Source organism: Pseudomonas sp. Ps21-P2, assembly GCF_039672565.1.
Classification (GTDB): domain Bacteria; phylum Pseudomonadota; class Gammaproteobacteria; order Pseudomonadales; family Pseudomonadaceae; genus Aquipseudomonas.
The window spans coordinates 400,249-422,008 of record NZ_JBDFPL010000006.1; the positions used below are offsets into that span (position 1 = coordinate 400,249).

16 protein-coding genes are annotated in these 21,760 nt (G+C 60.8%); 8 read left to right on the forward strand and 8 right to left on the reverse strand.

The window, feature by feature from the left end:
* Window positions 1-120: 120 nt before the first annotated feature.
* The 3 genes from hrpA to fadD2 form a co-directional block, all read right to left on the reverse strand.
* Window positions 121-4,032 carry an ATP-dependent RNA helicase HrpA gene (gene hrpA / locus ABEH28_RS17810; protein WP_346630695.1) on the reverse strand — a complete coding sequence of 1,304 codons (3,912 nt, stop codon included), beginning with the start codon at window positions 4,030-4,032 and terminating at the stop codon, window positions 121-123.
* Window positions 4,033-4,716: 684 nt separating this feature from the next.
* The gene (fadD1, locus tag ABEH28_RS17815; RefSeq protein WP_192171544.1) at window positions 4,717-6,414 is read right to left on the reverse strand and encodes a long-chain-fatty-acid--CoA ligase FadD1; all 1,698 of its coding nucleotides are present in this window, start codon (window positions 6,412-6,414) and stop codon (window positions 4,717-4,719) included.
* Between the two features lie 357 nt (window positions 6,415-6,771).
* Window positions 6,772-8,460: a long-chain-fatty-acid--CoA ligase FadD2 gene (fadD2, locus tag ABEH28_RS17820; RefSeq protein WP_346630696.1), complete on the reverse strand. Its 1,689-nt coding sequence runs from the start codon at window positions 8,458-8,460 to the stop codon at window positions 6,772-6,774.
* Between the two features lie 226 nt (window positions 8,461-8,686).
* Here fadD2 and ABEH28_RS17825 point away from each other — a divergent pair, with 226 nt between their 5' ends.
* Entirely contained in the window at window positions 8,687-9,631 is a 945-nt protein-coding gene (locus tag ABEH28_RS17825) for a lysophospholipase (RefSeq protein WP_346630697.1), read from the forward strand.
* Window positions 9,632-9,671: 40 nt separating this feature from the next.
* Window positions 9,672-10,142: a MaoC family dehydratase gene (locus tag ABEH28_RS17830; RefSeq protein ID WP_192171547.1), complete on the forward strand. Its 471-nt coding sequence runs from the start codon at window positions 9,672-9,674 to the stop codon at window positions 10,140-10,142.
* Window positions 10,143-10,253: 111 nt separating this feature from the next.
* Here the strand turns inward: ABEH28_RS17830 and ccoM are convergent, their stop codons facing one another.
* The 3 genes from ccoM to ABEH28_RS17845 all read right to left on the reverse strand — a co-directional run bounded on the left by ccoM (window position 10,254) and on the right by ABEH28_RS17845 (window position 11,079).
* Complete coding sequence (gene ccoM, locus ABEH28_RS17835; protein ID WP_342345355.1) at window positions 10,254-10,370, reverse strand: cytochrome c oxidase subunit CcoM; 117 nt, start codon at window positions 10,368-10,370, stop codon at window positions 10,254-10,256.
* Between the two features lie 133 nt (window positions 10,371-10,503).
* A complete protein-coding gene (locus ABEH28_RS17840; RefSeq protein WP_192171548.1) occupies window positions 10,504-10,665 on the reverse strand; it encodes a hypothetical protein in 162 nt (53 codons plus the stop codon).
* Between the two features lie 66 nt (window positions 10,666-10,731).
* Complete coding sequence (locus ABEH28_RS17845; protein ID WP_192171549.1) at window positions 10,732-11,079, reverse strand: aspartate-semialdehyde dehydrogenase; 348 nt, start codon at window positions 11,077-11,079, stop codon at window positions 10,732-10,734.
* Window positions 11,080-11,285: 206 nt separating this feature from the next.
* On the opposite strand from ABEH28_RS17845, the gene rapA reads away from it, so the two are divergent.
* Complete coding sequence (gene rapA, locus ABEH28_RS17850; protein WP_346630698.1) at window positions 11,286-14,132, forward strand: RNA polymerase-associated protein RapA; 2,847 nt, start codon at window positions 11,286-11,288, stop codon at window positions 14,130-14,132.
* A gap of 206 nt (window positions 14,133-14,338) precedes the next feature.
* Here the strand turns inward: rapA and ABEH28_RS17855 are convergent, their stop codons facing one another.
* Window positions 14,339-15,694 carry an MFS transporter gene (locus ABEH28_RS17855; protein WP_346630699.1) on the reverse strand — a complete coding sequence of 452 codons (1,356 nt, stop codon included), beginning with the start codon at window positions 15,692-15,694 and terminating at the stop codon, window positions 14,339-14,341.
* A 273-nt stretch (window positions 15,695-15,967) separates the two neighbouring features.
* Window positions 15,968-16,267: a DUF2288 domain-containing protein gene (locus ABEH28_RS17860; RefSeq protein WP_192171552.1), complete on the reverse strand. Its 300-nt coding sequence runs from the start codon at window positions 16,265-16,267 to the stop codon at window positions 15,968-15,970.
* Window positions 16,268-16,595: 328 nt separating this feature from the next.
* Between ABEH28_RS17860 and ABEH28_RS17865 the strand changes: the two genes are divergently transcribed.
* From ABEH28_RS17865 to ABEH28_RS17885, 5 genes are all read left to right on the forward strand, one after another.
* Window positions 16,596-17,723, forward strand: coding sequence for a branched-chain amino acid ABC transporter substrate-binding protein (locus tag ABEH28_RS17865; RefSeq protein ID WP_192171553.1), 1,128 nt, complete (start codon window positions 16,596-16,598; stop codon window positions 17,721-17,723).
* 215 nt (window positions 17,724-17,938) lie between these two features.
* Entirely contained in the window at window positions 17,939-18,865 is a 927-nt protein-coding gene (gene livH, locus ABEH28_RS17870; protein WP_172609396.1) for a high-affinity branched-chain amino acid ABC transporter permease LivH, read from the forward strand.
* Window positions 18,862-20,124, forward strand: a complete 1,263-nt coding sequence (locus ABEH28_RS17875; protein WP_192171554.1) for a high-affinity branched-chain amino acid ABC transporter permease LivM — start codon at window positions 18,862-18,864, stop codon at window positions 20,122-20,124. Before livH ends, ABEH28_RS17875 begins: the two co-directional genes overlap by 4 nt.
* Complete coding sequence (livG, locus tag ABEH28_RS17880; protein WP_122536637.1) at window positions 20,124-20,891, forward strand: high-affinity branched-chain amino acid ABC transporter ATP-binding protein LivG; 768 nt, start codon at window positions 20,124-20,126, stop codon at window positions 20,889-20,891. The genes ABEH28_RS17875 and livG overlap by 1 nt, the downstream gene beginning before the upstream one ends.
* Window positions 20,892-21,593 (forward strand): ABC transporter ATP-binding protein, encoded by a 702-nt coding sequence (locus tag ABEH28_RS17885; RefSeq protein ID WP_192171555.1) that lies wholly within the window; start codon window positions 20,892-20,894, stop codon window positions 21,591-21,593. It abuts the gene before it with no gap.
* The last annotated feature ends 167 nt before the right edge of the window (window positions 21,594-21,760 follow it).

The window sequence follows — 21,760 nt, forward strand, 5'->3', positions numbered from 1 at the left end:
GCAACCCGCTTGGCGGACGACGGATGTTTGTGACGCTATGAAGTTTAGCCGCGAAGTTTGCCATAACGGCCGCCATTTCGCGCTATCGGGTAATATAATCGGGACTGCGGGCCGAGGGGATCAACCCTCGACCTGGGTCCATTGCTTGTTCAGGCGCTTGTCCGAGATCGGCACTTTCGTACCCAGTTGCTGGGCAAACAGCGACACGCGGTATTCCTCCAGCCACCAGCGATACACCACCAGTTCCGGGTCGCGCTTGCCTTCCTGAGCGTGTTTGTCGGCGCGGGTCTGGTACTGCGCCCAGAGATTGCCCAGTTCGATGCTCCAGACCCGGTCCTTCTGCGCCTGGCTGCCGAGTTTCTCAAGACGGATTTCGATGGCCTTGAGGTAACGCGGCAGTTCCTTGAGCCACACCGCCGGCGTCTCGCGGACGAAACCGGGATACACCAGCTTGCTCAACTGACCCTTGATGTCATTCAGCGCCACGGCCTGGGCCAGATCGATCTTGCCCTTGAAGCGCTTTTGCAGGCCGTGCCAGAGCTTGAGGATTTCCAGCGTCAGCCTCGCCAGCCGCTCGGCATGCTCGGTCAGACCGCCACGCTTGCGCTCGGCCAGGGACAGCAGGCCGGCGCCGTCTCGGGGCAACGTCGTTTCGCCTTCAAGAATGCAGCTGTCGAGGCTCGCCAGCAGAATGTCTTCGATCAATGCATCGACCCGACCCAGATCGCGGTACAGCAAGGCCAGCTCGGTCTGTCCCGGCAACTTGCTGCGCAGGAACTTGGTCGGCTCTGCCAGTTGCTGCAACAACAGCCGTTGCAGGGCTCGACGGTGCTGGTATTCGGCTTCGGCCTGGGTCGAGAAACGCCCTTCCTTGACCGCGCCGCCCTCTTCCACCAGCGCCGGATACACCGTCATCGACAGGCCGGCGATCTGCTGTTGAGTCTTTTCGGCCACTGCCGCAAAGCCCTTGGCCTCGACCGGCTGCTGACCTTTCGCCGATTGAGGCACCGCCAACGCGGCTTGTCCGGCCTCGGCGAAACGGGCGGTCAGCTCATCCAGCTCACGGCCTTCACCGAGGAACTTGCCGTTGGCGTCGACCACTTCAAGGTTCATTTTCAGGTGGCTTTCCACCTGTTGTGCCGCTTCGGCCCAAGCTTCGTCGGTCACTCGCACGCCGGTCATGCGCAACAGCTCACGGCCCAACGCCTGGGGCAACGAGCCTTCGGCGAAGACCATCCGTTGCAACGCGGCTTTGACGAAGTCAGGCACCGGCACGAAATTCTTGCGCAGCGCCTTGGGCAGATTGCGCACCAGCGCCACGCATTTGGTTTCCAGCAGCCCCGGCACCAGCCATTCCAGGCGCTCGGCCGGCAACGACAGCAGCAGCGGCGCCGGCACCCGCAGGGTCACGCCATCGCGCGGGTGGTTGGGCTCGAAATGGTAAGTCAGCGGCAAGGTCAGTTCGCCGAGACGCAAGGTGTCCGGGTACTGATTGGCCGTGACCTCGCTGGCTTCACGGGCGAGCACATCTTCCTCGCGCATGATCAGCAGCTGCGGGTTCTTCTGGCTTTCCATCCGGTACCAGGCGTCGAACGTCGCGGTCTGGTGAATATCCGCTGGCAAGCGTTCGTCGTAGTAGCGGTACAGGGTTTCTTCGTCAGCCAGGATGTCGCGGCGCCGCGCCTTGGCTTCCAGTTCGTCGAGCTGCTCCAGCAGCTTGGTGTTGGCCGTGAGGCATTTGGCCCGGGACTGGATCTCGCCGCGCACCAGCCCTTCGCGAATGAAGAACTCGCGGGACACCACCGGGTCGATCGGCCCGAAATGCACCGGCCGACGCCCCACGACGATGAGGCCGAACAGGGTGATCTGCTCGAAGGCGACGACCTGGCCGCGCTTCTTTTCCCAATGGGGTTCGAAGTGGTTTTTCTTGATCAGGTGCCCGGCGAGGGGTTCGATCCAGTCAGGCTCGATCTTCGCCACCATGCGCGCATACAGCTTGGTGGTTTCCACCAGCTCGGCAGCCATGATCCATTGCGGGCGCTTGCGGCCCAGCCCCGACGACGGATGCACCCAGAACCGCCGCTGGCGGGCGCCCATGTAATCGCCGTCTTCGGTCTTCTGACCGATCTGGCTGAGCAGGCCCGAGAGCACCGCCTTGTGGAATTTCGGAAAATCGGCTGGCTCTTTGTTGACCGTTAATTGCAGGTCGCGGCAGATCAGGCTCAATTGACGATGGGAGTCACGCCATTCCCGCAGGCGCAGGTAATTGAGGAAGTTGCGGCGACACCAGTTTCGCAGCGGGCTGGCGGTCAAGGCCTGGCGCTGTTCTTCGAAGCCACGCCACAGATTGACCAGCCCGGCGAAGTCGGAGTCCTGATCTTTCCATTGGGCGTGGGCTTGGTCGGCAGCCTGCTGACGCTCCGGCGGACGCTCGCGCGGGTCCTGAATCGACATCGCGCTGGCGACAATTAACACTTCCTGCAAGCTGCCTTGTTTCGCCGCTTCCAGCAACATGCGCCCCATGCGCGGGTCCACCGGCAGGCGCGCCAACTGACGACCCATCGGCGTCAGGTTGTTCTCGCGGTCGACCGCCGACAGCTCCTGCAACAGGTTGAAACCGTCACTGATTGCCTTGCCGTCCGGCGGCTCGATGAACGGGAAATCGGTGATCTGGCCCAGTCGCAGGTGCAGCATCTGCAGGATGACCGCCGCGAGGTTGGTGCGCAGGATTTCCGGATCGGTGAATTCAGGCCGCGAGAGGAAATCTTCTTCGCTGTACAGGCGCACGCACAGGCCCGGCTCGACCCGACCGCAACGGCCCTTGCGCTGGTTGGCGCTGGCCTGGGAAATCGCTTCGATGGGCAGGCGCTGCACTTTGGCGCGGTAGCTGTAGCGGCTGATGCGCGCGGTGCCGGTGTCGATGACGTAGCGAATGCCCGGTACGGTCAGCGAGGTTTCGGCAACGTTGGTCGCCAGCACCACGCGACGGCCCGGGTGCGACTGGAAGATGCGCTGCTGTTCGGCCGGAGACAGGCGCGCGTACAGCGGCAGGATTTCGGTGTGCTTGAGTTGAGCCTTGCGCAGCATCTCGGCGGCGTCACGGATTTCCCGCTCGCCGGGCAGAAACACCAGCACATCGCCAGGGGACTTGCGCTCGCTGCGTTCGAAGGCGGCCAGTTCGTCCAGCGTGGCGAGAATCGCCTGATCGACGGTCAGGTCCTCCTCGATGCTGTTGCCCTCTTCGTCCTGCTGGGCCGTCATCGGCCGGTACCAGGTCTCCACCGGGAAGGTCCGGCCCGAGACTTCGATGACCGGCGCCTTGTCGAAATGCTCGGAGAAGCGTTCGAGGTCGATGGTCGCCGAGGTGATGATGACTTTCAGGTCCGGGCGACGGGGCAGCAGGGTTTTCAGGTAACCGAGGAGGAAGTCGATGTTCAGACTGCGTTCGTGGGCTTCGTCGACGATGATCGTGTCGTAGCGCTCAAGATAGCGGTCGTGCTGGGTTTCGGCGAGCAGGATGCCGTCGGTCATCAGCTTGATCAGGGTGTTTTCGTCGCTCTGGTCTTCGAAGCGCACCTGATAACCCACCAGCCCGCCCAGTGGCGTGCCGATTTCTTCGGCGACCCGGCTGCCAACGCTGCGAGCTGCGATTCGACGCGGCTGGGTGTGGCCGATCAGACCGTGCTGACCGCGCCCGATCTCCAGGCAGATTTTCGGCAGCTGGGTGGTTTTGCCCGAGCCGGTTTCGCCGGCAATGATCAAGACCTGATGTTCAAGAATCGCTTTCTTGATCTCGTCGCGCTTGGCGGCGATGGGCAGGTTTTCGTCGTAGCGCAGGGTCGGCACACTTTGCGCGCGACTGAGCACACGGGCGCACGATGCCTGCACGCGCTCGACCCATTGCGCCCGCTTCGTCTCGTCCGGTTTCTTGCGCAGCTCATGCAATTGCCGGCGCAAGCGATGACGATCGCTGATCATCGCGTGGTCGAGGTTTTTGAAGAGTTGGTCGATGGAAGTCGAATCGTCGGTCATCAGGGCGCGGAATCTTTCTATCTGAATGCAGGGCGCGGATTGTCGCAGATTTGGTGGGGTGGAGGCAGGTCTGCGGAGCAAAGGCGCTCGTCGGCCACAATTTGTATTCTGTGAAAGCGTCGGCCTAACGGCCTCGGGTTTCGCCTTCGGCGAGTTACTTGGAAAAGCACCCCAAGTAACCAAGGGTGCTTGCTCCTGGCTTGGCCCCTCGTACCTCGGGGTTCCTTCACTCCGGTCTCGCTCCGTGGGCCCGCGCCGAACGGACATCCATGTCCTGACGGCGCTCTCGCCGCATCCATGCGGCTCGGCCCACTGCGCGAGACCTGCGTTCAGCCTGCACCCAAGTCGCGATTTGTGGTGCCTGGGCTTTTTGCATTCGAAGATCAAGATCAACTGCTTCCCGGCTAAAGCCGGTCCTACAGACCTAACGCGGACCCACTGTAGGACTGGCTTTAGCCGGGAAGAGGCCGGTGTGATCACCAAGCATTCACTGAATGCACGCGCTGCTCTCAGTGGGACCGGCTTCAGCCGGGAAGAGGCCCGCATGACCGCCATCAAATTTTTTGGCAAACACCCTCCATGTGGGAGCCGACGCGCCGCGCTGTAGCTAGCAGAACACGCCAATAGATTCGCCAAAACAACAAACCCCGCACGCTGGCGGGGTCTGTGGGTGTAACGGCTGACTTACGCCGGCTTCTTCAGCGCCAGTTTTTTCAGCTCTTCGTCACGCAGTTCGCGGCGCAGGATCTTGCCGACGTTGGTGGTCGGCAGGGCGTCGCGGAATTCCACGCTGCGCGGCACTTTATAAGCGGTGACGTTGGCGCGCATGTGCTCCATGACCTGATCCTTGCTCAGGGTCGTGCCCGGTTTGCATACCACGAACAGCTTGATCGCCTCGCCGGATTTCTCGTCCGGAATACCGATGGCCGCGCACTGCAGAACACCCGGCAGGGTCGCCAGTACGTCTTCCAGTTCATTCGGGTACACGTTGAAGCCGGAGACCAGAATCATGTCTTTCTTGCGATCAACGATGCGCATGTAGCCATCCGGCTGGATGATCGCGATGTCGCCGGTCTTCAACCAACCGTCGGCATCGAGCATCTCGTCGGTGGCGTCCTGACGCTGCCAGTAACCCTTCATCACCTGCGGGCCCTTGATGCACAGCTCGCCCACTTCACCCAACGGCAGCTCTTCGCCAGCGTCATTGATGGTCTTGCACAGGGTCGAGGGCACGGGAATGCCGATGGTGCCCATCTGGATTTTCTGGAACGGGTTGACCGACGCCACCGGGCTGGTTTCGGTCATGCCGTAACCTTCGCAGATCGAGCAGCCGGTCACTTCTTTCCAGCGCTCGGCCGCGGCGGTTTGCAGGGCCATGCCGCCCGAGAGGGTGAGCTTCAGCGAGGAGAAATCCAGGTGGCGGAAGTCGGCGTTATTGCACAGCGCAACGAACAGCGTGTTGAGCCCGACGAAGCCGGAAAACTTCCACTTCGACAGCTCTTTCACCATCGCCGACAGATCACGCGGATTGCTGATCAGCACGTTGTGGTTGCCGCTCAGCATCATCGCCATGCAGTGAAAGGTGAACGCATAGATGTGGTACAGCGGCAACGGCGTGATCAGAATCTCCGTGCCTTCGTTGAGATTGGCCGCCATCAGCGCCCGGCATTGCAGCATGTTGGCGATCAGGTTGCGGTGGGTGAGCATCGCGCCCTTGGCCACGCCGGTGGTGCCGCCTGTGTATTGCAGCACCGCGACGTCGTTGCCGTTCGGCGAAACATCCTGCACCGGCTGGCCGTGACCCTTGGCCAGCACGTCGTTGAACTTGACCGCCTTGGGCAAGTGGAACGGCGGGACCATCTTCTTCACGTACTTGATGACGCTGTTGACCAGCAGGCGCTTGAGCGGCGGCAGCAGGTCGGCAACTTCGGTGACGATGATGTGCTTGACGCCGGTCTTGGGCACGACCTTCTCGGCCAGATGCGCCATGTTCGCCAGGCAGATCAGCGCCTTGGCACCGGAGTCATTGAATTGGTGTTCCATTTCCCGCGCGGTGTACAGCGGGTTGGTGTTGACCACGATGAGCCCGGCACGAATGGCGCCGAACACCGCTACCGGGTACTGCAGCACATTGGGCAACTGCACGGCGATGCGGTCGCCGGGTTGCAGGTCGGTGTGCTGTTGCAGATACGCAGCGAAGGCACCGGACAGCGTGTACATTTCGCCGTAGGTGAGGGTCTTGCCCAGATTGCTGAACGCAGGTTTGTTGGCGAAACGCTCGCAGGACTGTTTCAATACGGCCTGTACGTTCGGATACTGATCCGGATCGATATCGGCGGCGATACCTGTCGGATATTTATCCTTCCAGAAGTTTTCGAGCATAAAAGCCGACTCCTCAGCGACAGCGTTTCTACACATCACTTAATGCGATGATTTCTTGTGTTTGGAATTTTGTAGTCACCGCTTTTTGTTGACCGATGGCACAAAAAGCGGGGCGAGCGTATCAGCTTTGCCAGAGGCCGCCTAGAGCCAAAAGCGGGCTCTCCAGTCACATATCTGACTCTTGAATATGCGACGGTCACGTTTAGAGCAATGAACCTAAATGTCGGAAATGTCCTACGTCGATGTTCATTTAACGCGGTCCGATTAAACTCAGCAGCAAAATACCAGGCAAAAAAAACGGCGTGATCAACACGCCGTTTTTCCTGAATTAGAAGCTGATGAGCAATCGCCGCAGCCTCAGGCGATATCCCGCAACTCCCGCCGCAGAATTTTCCCCACCGGCGTCATCGGCAACGACTCACGCAGCACGATCTGCTTGGGGATCTTGTAGCCGGTGAAGTTCTCCTTGCAGTATGCCTTCAACTCCTCGCTGGTCAGCGTTGCATCCCTCGGCACCACGAACAGCTTCACAGCTTCGCCCGAACGGTCGTCGGGAACGCCGATCACCGCACAGTTCGCCACTTTCGGGTGCCGCGAAACCACGTCCTCGATCTCGTTCGGGTAGACATTGAAGCCCGAAACGATGATCAGGTCCTTCTTGCGATCGACGATGCGGATGAACCCGTCCGGGTCGATCACCGCGACATCGCCGGTTTTCAGCCAGCCTTCGCTGTCCAGCACCTCGGCGGTGGCCTCTGGTTTGTTCCAGTAACCGCGCATGATCTGCGGCCCCTTGAGGCAAAGCTCGCCGCGCTCACCGACGGGCATTTCGATCCCGTCGTCGCTGATGACCTTCGCCGTGGTGCCCGGAACCGGCATGCCCACCGTGCCCAGCCTGGACAGATTGCCATAAGGATTGGCGGTGGCGACGGGAGAGGTTTCAGTCAGGCCGTAGCCTTCGACGATCGGGCAGCCGGTCAGTTGCAGCCAGCGCTCGGCGGTGGCTTTAACCAACGCGGTGCCACCGGAGTTGGTCAGGCGCAGCGTAGAGAAATCGAGGTTTTTGAATTCGGGATGGTCCATCAGCGCCACGAACAGCGTATTGAGGCCGAGCATCGCCGAGAACTTCCACTTCTTCAGTTCCTTGATGAAGCCGCCGATGTCCCGCGGGTTGGTGATCAGCAGGTTGTGATTGCCGCTGACCATCATGCACATGCAATTACAGGTGAACGCATAGATGTGATAAAGCGGCAGCGGCGCCACCATGATCTCGCTGCCCTGCTTGAAGATCGGCTGCCCGTCCGGCCCATGCTGCTGCATGCAGGCATAGACCTGCTGCATGTTGGCGACCAGATTGCCGTGGGTCAGCATCGCGCCTTTCGGCGAACCGGTGGTGCCGCCGGTGTACTGCAATACAGCAACGTCTTTCAGCGCCAGCGGCACCTGCTGCAGACGATCGCCCTTGCCGAGCTTGAGCACACGTTTGAACGGGATCGCCTGGGGCAAGTGGTACGCCGGCACCAGCTTCTTGATCTTCTCGACCACCGTGTTGATCAGCCAGCCTTTGGCCGCCGACTGCATGTCGCCCATTTTCACTTCGATGAGGTACTGAATATCGGTGTCCGGCAGCACTTCCTGCACGTTCTTGCCGAAGACATTGAGGTAGACCAGTGCGCGCGCACCGGAATCCTTGAACTGGTGGCGCATCTCCCGGGCGGTGTACAGCGGGTTGGTGTTGACGACGATCATCCCGGCGCGCATGGCACCGAACACGGCAATGGGGTACTGGATCAGGTTGGGCATCTGCACGGCGATGCGGTCGCCGGGTTTGAGGTCGGTCTGCTGTTGCAGGTAACCGGCGAACGCCGCCGATTGGCGTTCAAGCTCTGCGTAGCTCAGGGTGACACCCATGTTGCTGTAGGCTGGGCGATCGGCGTATTTGCGGCAACTGCGCTCGAAGACCTCGACCACCGAGCTATACGCCTGAAGGTCCACCTCAGAAAGAACGCCAGCGGGGCGCTTGTCGTTCCAGAAGTCAGGTTGCATGTTGTTTTTATCCTCTTACCTGAGTGTGCTGGCCCCGTGGAATTTAAACGGGCGTTTGCCGGACGTTAGCAGCTATGGCATAGAAGGCAAATAGTCGTCGCCGCGTCATCACCGGTGTGAATCTTGCGGGTAACCAGCCTGCCATCCGGCTACCGCTATACACTCAAGCGAAGCGCTCGCCACCGCGTTTTTTGAGACAACTTTTTACAGGGGCCAGGGAACCGCGATGGAACACGAAGCTTTTTGGCTGGACGCTCAAGATCACAGTCGCCTCTATGTGCATGCCTGGAGGCCGATGGGCAATGCCCGGGCGGTGGTTCTGTTTTCCCACGGCATGGCTGAGCACGCCGGGCGCTATGACAGATTGGGCAAGGCATTGATGCGGGCAGGTTTCGCCCTGTATGGCGCCGATCAGCGTGGCCACGGCCATTCGGCGACCTATGGCACCCTGGGCCATTACGCCGATCAGGACGGCTGGAGCAAAGTGGTCGGCGACCTCGCCACGCTGAAAGCGTCGATTGCGGTGCGTCATCCGGGCGTGCCGGTGTTCCTGCTGGGTCACAGCATGGGCAGTTACATCGCCCAGGGTTATTTGCTGCACCACAGCGCCAGTTTGCAGGGCGTGATTCTCAGCGGTTCGAATTACCATCCCGTCACCTTCTATCGCTCGGCGGCGCTGGTCGCCCGTATTGAGCGCTGGCGGAAAGGCCCGACCGGGCGCAGTGCGCTGATCGAACACTTGTCGTTCGGCTCCTTCAACAAACGCTTCAAGCCCGCACGCACCTGCTATGACTGGCTCAATCGCGACCCGGCCGAGGTTGACGCCTACAGCAACGACCCGCTGTGCGGCTTCCGCTGCACCAATCAACTGTGGATGGACCTTCTCGGGGGCCTGCAGCAGATCAGCAAGCGTTCGAACCTGGCGCAGATCGATCCCGGACTGCCGATCCTGATTATCGGTGGCGAATGTGATCCGGTGAGCGATGGCAAGCGTCTCACGCATCTGGCCGACGCTCTGATCGGCACCGACCACCCGTTTGTTACGCTGAAGGTCTATCCGCAGGCGCGTCACGAGATCCTCATCGAGACCAATCGCGAAGAAGTCACCCGGGATCTGCTCGCCTGGCTTGAACAGGCGCTGCAGCAGCCAAGGCCGCGCCGCAGCGAATGACGTCAGTGGTTCATCTTTCTTATTTGTCACAGGACACCCCATGACCCAAGTCACCAACACGCCGTACGAAGCCCTTGAAGTCGGCCAGACCGCCAGCTACAGCAAAACCGTTGAAGAGCGTCATATCCAGCTGTTTGCCGAGATGTCCGGCGACCGCAACCCGGTGCACCTGGACGCTGAATTTGCGGCCAAAAGCATGTTCAAGGATCGCATCGCCCACGGCATGTTCAGCGGCGCATTGATCAGCGCGGCGGTGGCTTGCGAACTGCCTGGCCCGGGCACGATTTACCTGGGTCAGCAGATGACCTTCCAGAAGCCGGTGAAGATCGGCGACACCCTGACCGTGCGCCTGGAAATCCTCGAGAAACTGCCGAAATTCCGCGTGCGCATCGCCACTCGCGTGTTCAATCAGAACGATGAACTGGTGGTGGATGGCGAGGCCGAGATCCTCGCGCCACGCAAGCTGCAGACCGTGACCCTGGCCGACCTGCCGCCTATCACCGTGGGCTGAGCCGGCGCCAGCATCCTCCCGGCGCAGCAGTCAGCACGCATGGCCACCACGCAAAAAAAATGGGCAACCGAAGTTGCCCAAAATGCCTTGCGTGCTCTTTGTGTAGAAGACTCAGCGTCTTCCGCGCCGGGGTGAATCTCTCCAGATGAACAGTCCGACGCTTGAATAAATCACCATCGCCAGCCCCACCGTCATGACGCCGGCTATCACTGCGTGGTCAAGAAACATGCGCACTCCTTCTGCCCGAGGCTGTTTGATGGGCGCAGAGTAATCAGTGGGGTGACGAGAGGAATTGACTCAGGTCAATGCCGGCGTGAATCACAAACAGCAGCCGGCAGACGGGGGACGAACGGAAGGCGGGTCAGCGTTTTTTTGGTTTGCTCTTGGCTTTCTTCTTGCCCTTGCCCAGCGGCATAGCCTGCTCGAAAGCGCTGCGGACTTCGTTCAGGCGTTTGTCATTGAGGTCGTGAACACGCTTGGCGCGCTCGGCGCTCAGGTCTACCAGTTTTCCGTCATCGCTCATGGCGTATCGCTCGTGAATAGCTGTTGCCGCCAATAATGCGCAATCGAGGCGGCGCTGACCAGCGCCTCAGACCTTCAGGTCGACCCACAGGCCCTGGCGCGGCTCGTCGTCAATGATCGGCACCACCGGCACGGTGTCGTCGGCATTGAGGAAATCCCCGGGAATGGCCGGGCCTTCTTGAAGATCAGGGTGACGGTCGGCCACGCGCCGGTCGCTGCGGCGGCGTTGGTGGCGACGTTGTTCTTCGCGCAGCAGCAATTCGGCCTGCTCGCGGTCACGTTCGCCCAGGTCGATGTTGGTTTCGCTCGAACTCTTTTGAATCGGCGTTACCGGCGGGATGTCCGGGGTGGGTTTGACCGGGTCCAGCTGCGAAGTCACGGGGGCCGCGCTCAGTGGGATCAGCGGTGGCAGCATGGTAATGGTCTCCTGTTATCAAGCTGTCGGCTGCCGTTTCGTCGACTTGAGCCGATTCAAGCGCGAGTTTCGACTATGTTTTTCGCAGCAAGTGCCCGCCTCAGGCGCGCCACCCAATATATCCGGGCGTTTTTACAATGTGGCTTTGGCCTGGGCGCCTTGTTCCGTTAACATAGTCGGCTTTTTCAAGGCGGGAGTCAGGCAGCATGTCGCAGCAGTATCAACCGGGGCAACGCTGGATTAGCGACAGCGAAGCCGAGCTGGGTTTGGGCACCGTTCTGGCTCAGGACGGCCGCTTGCTGACCGTGCTCTATCCGGCCACTGGCGACACGCGCCAGTATGCTTTGCGCAATGCGCCGCTGACGCGGGTGCGCTTCTCGCCGGGTGACACCATCACCCACTTCGAAAACTGGAAGATGACCGTCCGCGAAGTCGACGACGTCGACGGCCTGCTGGTCTACCACGGCCTCAACGCGCAGAACCAGCCCGTGACCCTGCCGGAAACCCAGCTGTCGAACTTCATCCAGTTCCGCCTGGCCACCGACCGCCTGTTTGCCGGGCAGATCGACCCACTCCCGTGGTTCTCCCTGCGTTATCACACCCTCGAACACACCAGCCGCCAGCTGCAATCCTCGCTGTGGGGCCTGGGCGGCGTGCGCGCACAACCGATCGCTCACCAGTTGCACATCGCCCGTGAAGTCGCCGACCGTATCGCGCCGCGGGTTTTGCTGGCGGACGAAGTGGGGCTGGGTAAAACCATCGAAGCCGGTCTGGTCATCCACCGCCAGTTGCTGTCGGGCCGCGCCAACCGGGTGCTGATCCTGGTGCCGGAAAACCTGCAGCACCAGTGGCTGGTGGAAATGCGCCGCCGCTTCAACCTGCAGGTCGCGCTGTTCGATGCCGAACGCTTCATCGAAAGCGATGCCAGCAACCCGTTCGAAGACACGCAACTGGCGCTGGTGTCGCTGGAATGGCTGGTTGAGGACGAGAAGGCCCAGGATGCGCTGTTCGCGGCGGGCTGGGACCTGCTGGTCGTCGACGAGGCCCACCACCTGGTCTGGCACGAAGAAAAGGCCAGCCGTGAATACTCGCTGGTCGAGCAACTGGCCGAAGTCATTCCCGGCGTGCTGCTGCTGACGGCAACCCCCGAGCAGCTCGGCCAGGACAGCCACTTCGCTCGTCTGCGCCTGTTGGACCCGAACCGTTTCCATGACCTGCACGCCTTCCGCGCCGAGAGCGAAAACTATCGCCCGGTCGCCGAAGCCGTTCAGGAGCTGCTGGACAAAGGCACGCTGTCGCCAAAAGCCAACGAGACCATCCGTGGTTTCCTCGGCGCCGAAGCCGAAGGGCTGCTGACCGCTGTTGCCGCCGGCGACGCCGAAGCCAGCGCTCGCCTGATCCGCGAACTGCTTGACCGTCACGGCACCGGCCGCGTGCTGTTCCGCAACACCCGCGCCGCCGTGCAAGGGTTCCCGGAGCGCAAACTGCACCCGTATCCCCTGCCCTGCCCGGCTGAATACCTGGAGCTGCCGATTGGCGAACACGCCGACCTGTACCCGGAAGTCAGCTTCCAGGCCCAAAGCGAGCTCAGCGAAGAAGAGCGCTGGTGGCGTTTCGATCCGCGCGTTGACTGGCTGATCGACACCCTGAAAATGCTCAAGCGCGTGAAGGTGCTGGTCATCTGCGCCCACGCCGAAACCGCGATGGACCTGGAAGACGCCCTGCGCGTGCGTTCCGGCATCCCGGCGACGGTCTTCCACGAAGGCATGAACATCCTTGAGCGTGACCGCGCGGCGGCGTATTTCGCCGACGAAGAGTTCGGCGCCCAGGTGCTGATCTGTTCGGAAATCGGCAGTGAAGGCCGCAACTTCCAGTTTTCCCACCACCTGGTGCTGTTCGACCTGCCTGCGCACCCGGACCTGTTGGAGCAGCGGATCGGCCGTCTGGACCGGATTGGCCAGAAGCACATCATCGAACTGCACGTGCCGTATCTGGAAACCAGCCCGCAAGAGCGGCTGTTCCAGTGGTATCACGAGGCGCTCAACGCATTCCTCAATACTTGCCCGACCGGCAACGCGCTGCAACATACATTCGGCCCGCGCCTGTTGCCGCAGCTGGAAGGCGGCGACGAGGACGACTGGCAGGCCCTGGTGACCGAGGCGCGCAACGAGCGCGTGCGTCTGGAAAGCGAACTGCACACCGGCCGCGACCGTTTGCTGGAGCTGAATTCCGGCGGCGCGGGCGAAGGCGAAGCGCTGGTGGAAGCCATCCTTGAGCAGGACGATCAGTTCACCCTGCCGATCTACATGGAAACCCTGTTCGACGCGTTCGGCATCGACAGCGAGGATCACTCGGAGAACGCGCTGATCCTGCGGCCGAGCGAGAAGATGCTCGACGCCAGCTTCCCGCTGGGCGACGACGAGGGCGTGACCATCACCTACGACCGTAATCAGGCGCTGGCCCGCGAGGACATGCAGTTCATTACCTGGGAACACCCGATGGTGCAGGGCGGCATGGATCTGGTGCTGTCCGGCTCGATGGGCAACACCGCCGTGGCACTCATCAAGAACAAGGCGCTGAAACCCGGCACCGTGTTGCTGGAATTGCTCTACGTCAGTGAAGTGGTCGCGCCGCGCTCGCTGCAACTGGGCCGCTACCTGCCGCCGGCCGCGCTGCGTTGCCTGCTGGACGGCAACGGCAACGACCTGTCGGGCCGCGTGTCCTTCACCACCCTGAACGATCAGCTGGAGAGCGTGCCCCGGGCCAGCGCCAACAAGTTCATTCAGGCCCAGCGCGACGTGCTCAACCCGCAGATCAACGCCGCCGAAAGCAAGATCGCGCCGAAGCACGCTGAACGTGTGGCGGAAGCGCAGCGACGTCTGGCGGCAGACACCGAAGAAGAGCTGGCACGTTTGACCGCGTTGCAAGCGGTCAACCCGACCGTGCGCGACAGCGAACTGGCGGCATTGCGTGAACAACGTGAGCAAGGCCTGGCGATGCTGGAAAAAGCCGCGCTGCGCCTGGAAGCGATTCGGGTGCTGGTCGCTGGCTAATCAGGTTCGCCGCAGGAAATGTGGGAGTGAGCTTGCTCACGAAGGGGCCGGGACGTTCAGCCATTTTCTCTACTGACTGAACTTAAGCCTTCGCGAGCAAGCTCGCTCCCACGGGATAGCGCTCGGCTCGGGATCTTCTAGACCCCACAGAGCGCATGTGCACTTACTTTAAAGTAGGCCGCTGTGGTGTGGGAGTGATCGGGGGATCACGCCACCGACGGCTTCACCCCCTGCCCCACCGGCTCATCCGCCACCATCCCCTCGCGCATCCGCTGCGCGTCGGCGCTGAAGCACTTCGACGCGCGCACCAGAAACACCAGCACGAAAAACAACGCCACCGGTATCAAATACATCGCATCGTGCAGCCCCACCGCCTTGAACGGTTCGGTCATCTGCTCGACCTGCGCGGCGTACATGGCCGAGTGAGCGAAATGGTCCGACAACAGCCCCACCACCACCGGCCCCAACCCGCCGCCCAGCAGATACAGGCCGGCAAAGAACAGCGCCATGGCCGTGGCGCGCAGTCGGGGCTGCACCACGTCCTGAATCGCGGTGTAAACGCAGGTGTAGAAGTTGTAGGAAAACAGCCAGCCAAGACTGAACACCCCGACGAACACGCCGATCTCGATGCGCCCGGCGTGCAGCGCATAACCGGTGCACAGCGTCGCAACCACCATGCTCAACGCGGCAAACATCAGGCGGCCGTTGCTCCAGCGTTGATGCAGCTTGTCCGCCACCCAGCCGCCGACGGTCAGGCCAATGAGACCGGTCACGCCGACGATCATGCCGGTGGCCATCGCGGCTTCCTGCAAGGGCAGTAAGAAGTAGCGCTGCAGCATCGACACCATGAACGAGTTGCACGCGTAGGTGGCGAAGTTGAACGCCAGACCGGCGAGCACCAGCCAGCGGAACGTAGGAATCGACAGCACGCGACGGATCGGCCGGTCGATTTTCTCCTGGGAAATGGCCACGCTTTCAGCGGCGCCCCGGGCCGGCTCGCGAATGAAGAACATGAACACCGCCAGCACCAGCCCCGGCACCGCGGCGATGAAGAACGGCGCGCGCCAGCTGCCGAACGCCTGCACCATCGCGCCGATGGTAAAAAACGCCAGCAGCAGCCCCAGGGGCAATCCCAGCATAAAGATGCCCATGGCCCGGGCGCGGCGGTGGGCGGGGAACAGGTCGCCGATCAACGAGTTGGCCGCGGGCGCATAGCTGGCCTCACCAATGCCCACGCCCATGCGCACCAGCAGAAACGCCCAGAAGTTGCCGACCAGACCGTTTACCGCCGTCAGGCCGCTCCACACCGCCAGCCCCCAGCCCATCAACTTGCGCCGTGAGCCGTTGTCGGCCATGCGCCCCAACGGCAGCCCGGCCACTGCGTACACCAGGGTGAAGGCGGTGCCGATGATGCCGAGCTGAAAGTCGCTCAGCGACCATTCCTTGCGGATGGGCTCGATGATGATCGCGGGAATCGTGCGGTCGAAGAAATTGAACAGGTTGGCCAGAAACAGCAGAAACAGAACGCGCCAAGCGTTCCTTGCCTGAGTCGATTGATCCATGGGGCGCTCTCTTTCTTGTTATAGGAGGCTATCCCGGCTGACGCCTCCGGTTTGCCTGAAATCTAGTCACGCCTTGGCACTCTGTCTGTGAACATTCGCCCCGCTGATACCCATCCATTGAACGTCCGCCAGAAATCCCGGAGCGACCCTGATGGTTTTCCCAAAATGAAGCATGGAGTCGGTGAGACATTCCGCTACCGACGACACACCGGCAGTTACCGCATTACCCACTTCGCCATCATCCGACGCACCATTTTTGAGCAGTGACCAGCGTCACGCCCTCTCGTGGATCAATACCCACGGCGCGACAACCACTGCCCAGAGGGGCGGATTGCGCTCGAAAAGATCCAGAGCCTTTGATTCAGAGACCTTGCCGACGTCCCCACTCTTGAGCCACGCCGCCACTTGCGCCTCACTGTTCTCGGCAAATGCCTGGGCCACGGCGATCAAATCCAGGCTGGGCTCGACCCACAACAGGGCACCCTTCGCAAAAAATGGTTGCAATTCATTCCACGTAATCGAAGCCGTTTCGCCAAGCAGTTTGGCATAGAGGGTGCTAGGTTCTTGCGTCATGGGTTTTCACCGTATTGGAAAATCGGCGCAATGATAGCGCCGCCCTCCGTACCGACAAACCCGGATTCAAGTGATTGATTGCAGGGAAGTTCGCCCAAGCCGACCGGTTCGTTGCCCGACAGGGTTATAGAGCCGGCGTGATTGTGTATCTTTCTGTCGATTAAGCGACATCCACAGGTTTTGCCCCCCGCAGCCAGCTATTCAAGCGATCGACCGGCGCTCTAAACTGTTCCGGTACAGTTGCTGGGGGTGCGGCCTGGAAATTCAATCCGGTCCTGCAGCTTTGGCCGTCAGGATTATAAAAACGACAACGCAAGAGTGGAGCATCATGACTAAGGGTATTAATCAGATTTCCAAGCTGTTTGCCGCACTGGTTCTGGCGGGGGTTGCCAGTCACTCGTTCGCAGCTGACACAATCAAGATCGGCATTGCCGGCCCTAAAACCGGTGCTGTGGCCCAGTACGGCGACATGCAGTTCAGCGGCGCCAAGATGGCCATCGACCAGATCAACGCCAAAGGCGGCATCGACGGCAAGAAGCTTGAAGCGGTTGATTACGATGATGCCTGTGACCCGAAACAAGCGGTCGCCATCGCCAACAAAGTGGTCAACGACGGCGTCAAGTTCGTGGTCGGTCACCTCTGCTCCAGCTCCACTCAGCCTGCTTCGGACATCTACGAAGACGAAGGCATCATCATGGTGACCCCGGCGGCCACCAGCCCGGAAATCACTGCCCGTGGCTACAAAATGATCTTCCGTACCATCGGCCTGGACAGTGCACAGGGCCCGGCTGCCGGCGACTACATCGCCAAGCAGGTCAAGCCGAAGATCGTTGCGGTCATCCACGACAAACAGCAATACGGTGAAGGCATCGCCACTGCCGTCAAGCAAACCCTGGAAAAAGACGGCGTGCAGGTCGCCCTGTTCGAAGGCATCAATGCCGGCGACAAGGACTTCTCCTCGCTGATCGCCAAGATGAAGCAAGCCAACGTCGACTTCGTCTACTACGGCGGCTACCACCCTGAACTGGGTCTGATTCTGCGTCAGGCGCAGGAAAAAGGCCTGAAAGCCGGCTTCATGGGTCCGGAAGGCGTGGGCAACGCCTCCATCTCGCAGATCGCTCAGGACGCGTCCGAAGGTCTGCTGGTGACCCTGCCGAAATCCTTCGATCAGGACCCGGCCAACAATGAGCTGGTTGCTGCGTTCAAGGCGAAGAAAGAAGACCCGAGCGGTCCGTTCGTGTTCCCGGCCTACGCTGCCGTGGAAGTGATTGCTGAAGCGATCAAGACCGCCAAGTCCGAAGACACCGCGAAAGTGGCAGCCGCCATTCACGCCGGTACGTTCAAAACCCCTACCGGCGATCTGAGCTTCGACGCCAAGGGTGACTTGAAAGACTTCAAATTCGTCGTTTACACCTGGCACAAAGATGGCACCAAGACTGAAGCCCCTGTGAAATAACGCAGCCTTCATGCTTACCCGAAGCCCACTGCAACCGCAGTGGGCTTTGTTTTAGCTGGGCAGCGAATTTCACAAGAATTCCGACCCCTGAACATCTTGAAACCGCACCAGTGAACCACTGGGCTCGTGCCGGACGCGGACGTAGATCACGACGCGCGAGCGGGAAAAAGACACCACCAGTGAAACACCAGGCAGGTTTTTAGGAGCACTCAGCAATGCCGATAGATCTCTATCACTTTCTTCAACAGCTGGTTAATGGGATGACCATTGGCAGCACTTACGCCTTGATTGCCATTGGCTACACCATGGTTTACGGCATCATCGGCATGATCAACTTCGCCCACGGCGAGGTGTACATGATCGGCTCGTATGTGGCGTTTATCGCCCTGGCCGGTCTGACCATGCTTGGCCTGGACAGCCTGCCCCTGCTGATTACCGCAGCCTTCGTCGCCAGTATTGTGGTGACCAGCGCCTACGGTTATGCCATCGAGCGAGTTGCCTATCGCCCGTTGCGCGGCAGCAACCGTTTGATCCCTCTGATTTCTGCCATCGGCATGTCGATTTTCCTGCAGAACACCGTGCTGTTGTCGCAGGACTCGAAAGACAAATCGATCCCCAACCTCATTCCCGGCAACTTCGTGTTCGGCCCCGGCAGCACCCATGAAGTGGTGATCTCCTACATGCAGATCCTCATCTTCATCGTCACGCTGGTGGCCATGCTCGGTCTGACATGGTTCATCTCCCGCTCTCGCCTGGGTCGCGCCTGCCGTGCCTGCGCCGAAGACATCAAGATGGCCAACCTGCTGGGGATCAACACCAACAACATCATCGCCCTGACCTTCGTCATCGGTGCCGCCCTGGCGGCGGTCGCTGCGGTGCTGCTGAGCATGCAGTACGGCGTGATCAACCCCAACGCCGGTTTCCTCGTCGGCATCAAAGCCTTTACCGCCGCAGTACTGGGCGGTATCGGCAGTATCCCGGGCGCGATGCTCGGCGGTCTGGTGCTGGGCATCGCCGAAGCCTTTGGCGCCGACATCTTTGGCGACCAGTACAAGGATGTGGTGGCGTTCGGTCTTCTCGTATTGGTGTTGTTGTTCCGGCCAACCGGCCTGCTCGGCCGTCCGGAGGTTGAAAAAGTATGACCAGGAATCTCAAATCGGCCCTCTTCAGCGCAGTGCTGGTGCTGGCCGTCGCTTACCCGATCCTCGGGCTCAAACTGGACATCGTCGGGATCAATCTCGCGGTGGTCGGCGCCAGCACCACCACCGTGCTGCTGATTTTTGCCGCGGCGTTGCTGATGTTCCTGCGCGTGCTGTTCAACGAACAGATCAGCGCCATGTGGCGCTCGCGTCCGCAGAAACAGCTGATGTCCGACAAAACCAGCAACTTTCTGACCCTGCCTTCCACCCAACGCTGGTTCCTCGGCGCGCTGGTGATTGCTGCGCTGGTGTGGCCGTTCTTCGGTTCGCGCGGCGCGGTGGACATCGCGACCCTGATTCTGATCTACGTGATGCTCGGCCTGGGCCTGAACATCGTCGTCGGTCTGGCGGGTCTGCTTGACCTCGGTTACGTCGGCTTTTACGCCGTGGGCGCGTACACCTACGCCCTGCTGCAGCACTACTTCGGCTTCGGTTTCTGGATCTGCCTGCCGCTGGCCGGCCTGGCTTCGGCGACGTTCGGCTTCCTCCTGGGCTTCCCGGTCCTGCGTTTGCGTGGCGACTATCTGGCGATCGTGACGCTGGGTTTTGGTGAAATCATTCGCCTGTTCCTGCGTAACCTGACCGACATCACCGGCGGCCCGAACGGCATCAGCAACATCGAAAAACCGACGCTGTTCGGCCTGACGTTCGAGCGCAAGGCTGCAGAAGGCATGCAGACCTTCCACGAATACTTCGGTCTGGAATACAACTCCATCAACAAGGTGATCTTTCTCTACCTCATCGCCCTGCTGCTGGCGCTGTTGGCGCTGTTCGTGATCAACCGGCTGTTGCGCATGCCCATCGGCCGCGCATGGGAAGCCCTGCGTGAAGACGAAATCGCCTGCCGCGCGCTGGGCCTGAATCCGACCATCATCAAGCTGTCGGCCTTCACCCTCGGCGCTGCATTCGCCGGTTTCGCCGGCAGTTTCTTCGCCGCGCGTCAGGGTTTGATTACACCGGAGTCGTTCACCTTTCTGGAGTCGGCGATCATCCTCGCCATCGTGGTATTGGGCGGCATGGGCTCGCAGCTGGGCGTGATCCTCGCCGCGGTCGTGATGATCCTGTTGCCTGAACTGCTTCGCGAATTCAGCGAATACCGGATGCTCGGCTTCGGCGCCTTGATGGTGCTGATGATGATCTGGCGTCCTCAGGGCTTCCTGCCGATGCAGCGTCCCGTCATGAAACTCAAGGGGGAGCGCTGATGAGCCGTCCACTTCTGCAAGCGTCCGGCTTGTGCATGCGCTTTGGCGGTCTGCTGGCCGTCAACGGCGTCGGTCTGACCGTCAACGAGAAGCAGGTCGTGTCGATGATCGGCCCGAACGGCGCCGGCAAGACCACCGTTTTCAACTGCCTGACCGGCTTCTACAAACCCACCTCCGGCACGATTCTGCTGGATGGCGAGCCGATTCAGGGCCTGGCCGGCCATGAGATCGCCCGTAAAGGCGTGGTGCGAACGTTCCAGAACGTGCGCCTGTTCAAGGAAATGACGGCGGTGGAAAACCTGCTGGTGGCCCAGCATCGCCACCTCAACACGAATTTCCTGTCCGGCCTGTTCAAGACTCCGGCGTACCGCAAAAGCGAGCGCGAGGCGATGGAGTACGCCGAGCATTGGCTGGAAGCGGTTGATCTAAAAGAGTTCGCCAATCGTCCTGCCGGCACACTGGCCTACGGTCAGCAGCGGCGTCTGGAAATCGCCCGCTGCATGATGACGCGCCCGCGCATCCTGATGCTCGACGAACCGGCTGCCGGTCTGAACCCGAAAGAAACCGAAGACTTGAAAGCGCTGATCGGCGTGCTGCGTAACGAGCACAACGCGACGGTGTTGCTGATCGAGCACGACATGAAGCTGGTCATGAGCATTTCCGACCATATCGTGGTGATCAATCAGGGCACGCCGCTGGCCGATGGCACGCCCGAGCAGATCCGTGACAATCCTGAAGTGATCAAAGCCTATCTGGGGGAAGCGTAAATGCTGCAGTTCGATAACGTTTCCACGTTCTACGGCAAGATCCAGGCATTGCACGGTGTCAGCATCGATGTGCAGCAGGGTGAGATTGTCACGTTGATCGGCGCCAATGGCGCGGGCAAGTCGACGCTGTTGATGACGCTGTGCGGTTCGCCGCGCGCGCACAGTGGCAGCATCCGCTATATGGGGGAGGAGCTGGTCGGTCTGGAGTCGTCGGTGATCATGCGCAAGAGTATTGCGGTGGTGCCGGAGGGCCGTCGTGTGTTCGCGCGTCTGACGGTGGAGGAGAATCTGGCGATGGGCGGGTTCTTCACGGACAAGGCCGATTATCAGGTGCAGATGGATAAGGTGCTTGAGTTGTTTCCGCGTCTGAAGGAGCGCTTCAATCAGCGCGGCGGCACGATGTCCGGCGGTGAGCAGCAGATGCTGGCGATAGGGCGTGCGTTGATGAGCAAGCCGAAGCTGTTGTTGCTGGATGAGCCTTCGCTGGGTCTGGCGCCGATTATTATTCAGCAGATTTTCGAGATTGTTGAGCAGTTACGGCGGGATGGTGTGACGGTGTTTCTGGTGGAGCAGAATGCGAATCAGGCGTTGAAGATCGCTGATCGTGCGTATGTTCTGGAGAATGGCCGGGTGGTGATGCAGGGGTCGGGGGCGGAGTTGCTGGTCGATCCGAAAGTGCGGGATGCTTATCTGGGCGGGTAAATCTGGAGCAAAATCAAGAGCGTCTGCCTGAGGGCAGACGTTTCGCCTTCGGCGAGTTACTTGATAAAGCCCCAAGTAACCAAGGGCTTTGTGCTCCTGGTTGGGCCCTTCCTTCGTCAGGGTTCCTTCACTCCGGTCTCGCTCCGTGGGCCCGCGCCGAACGGACA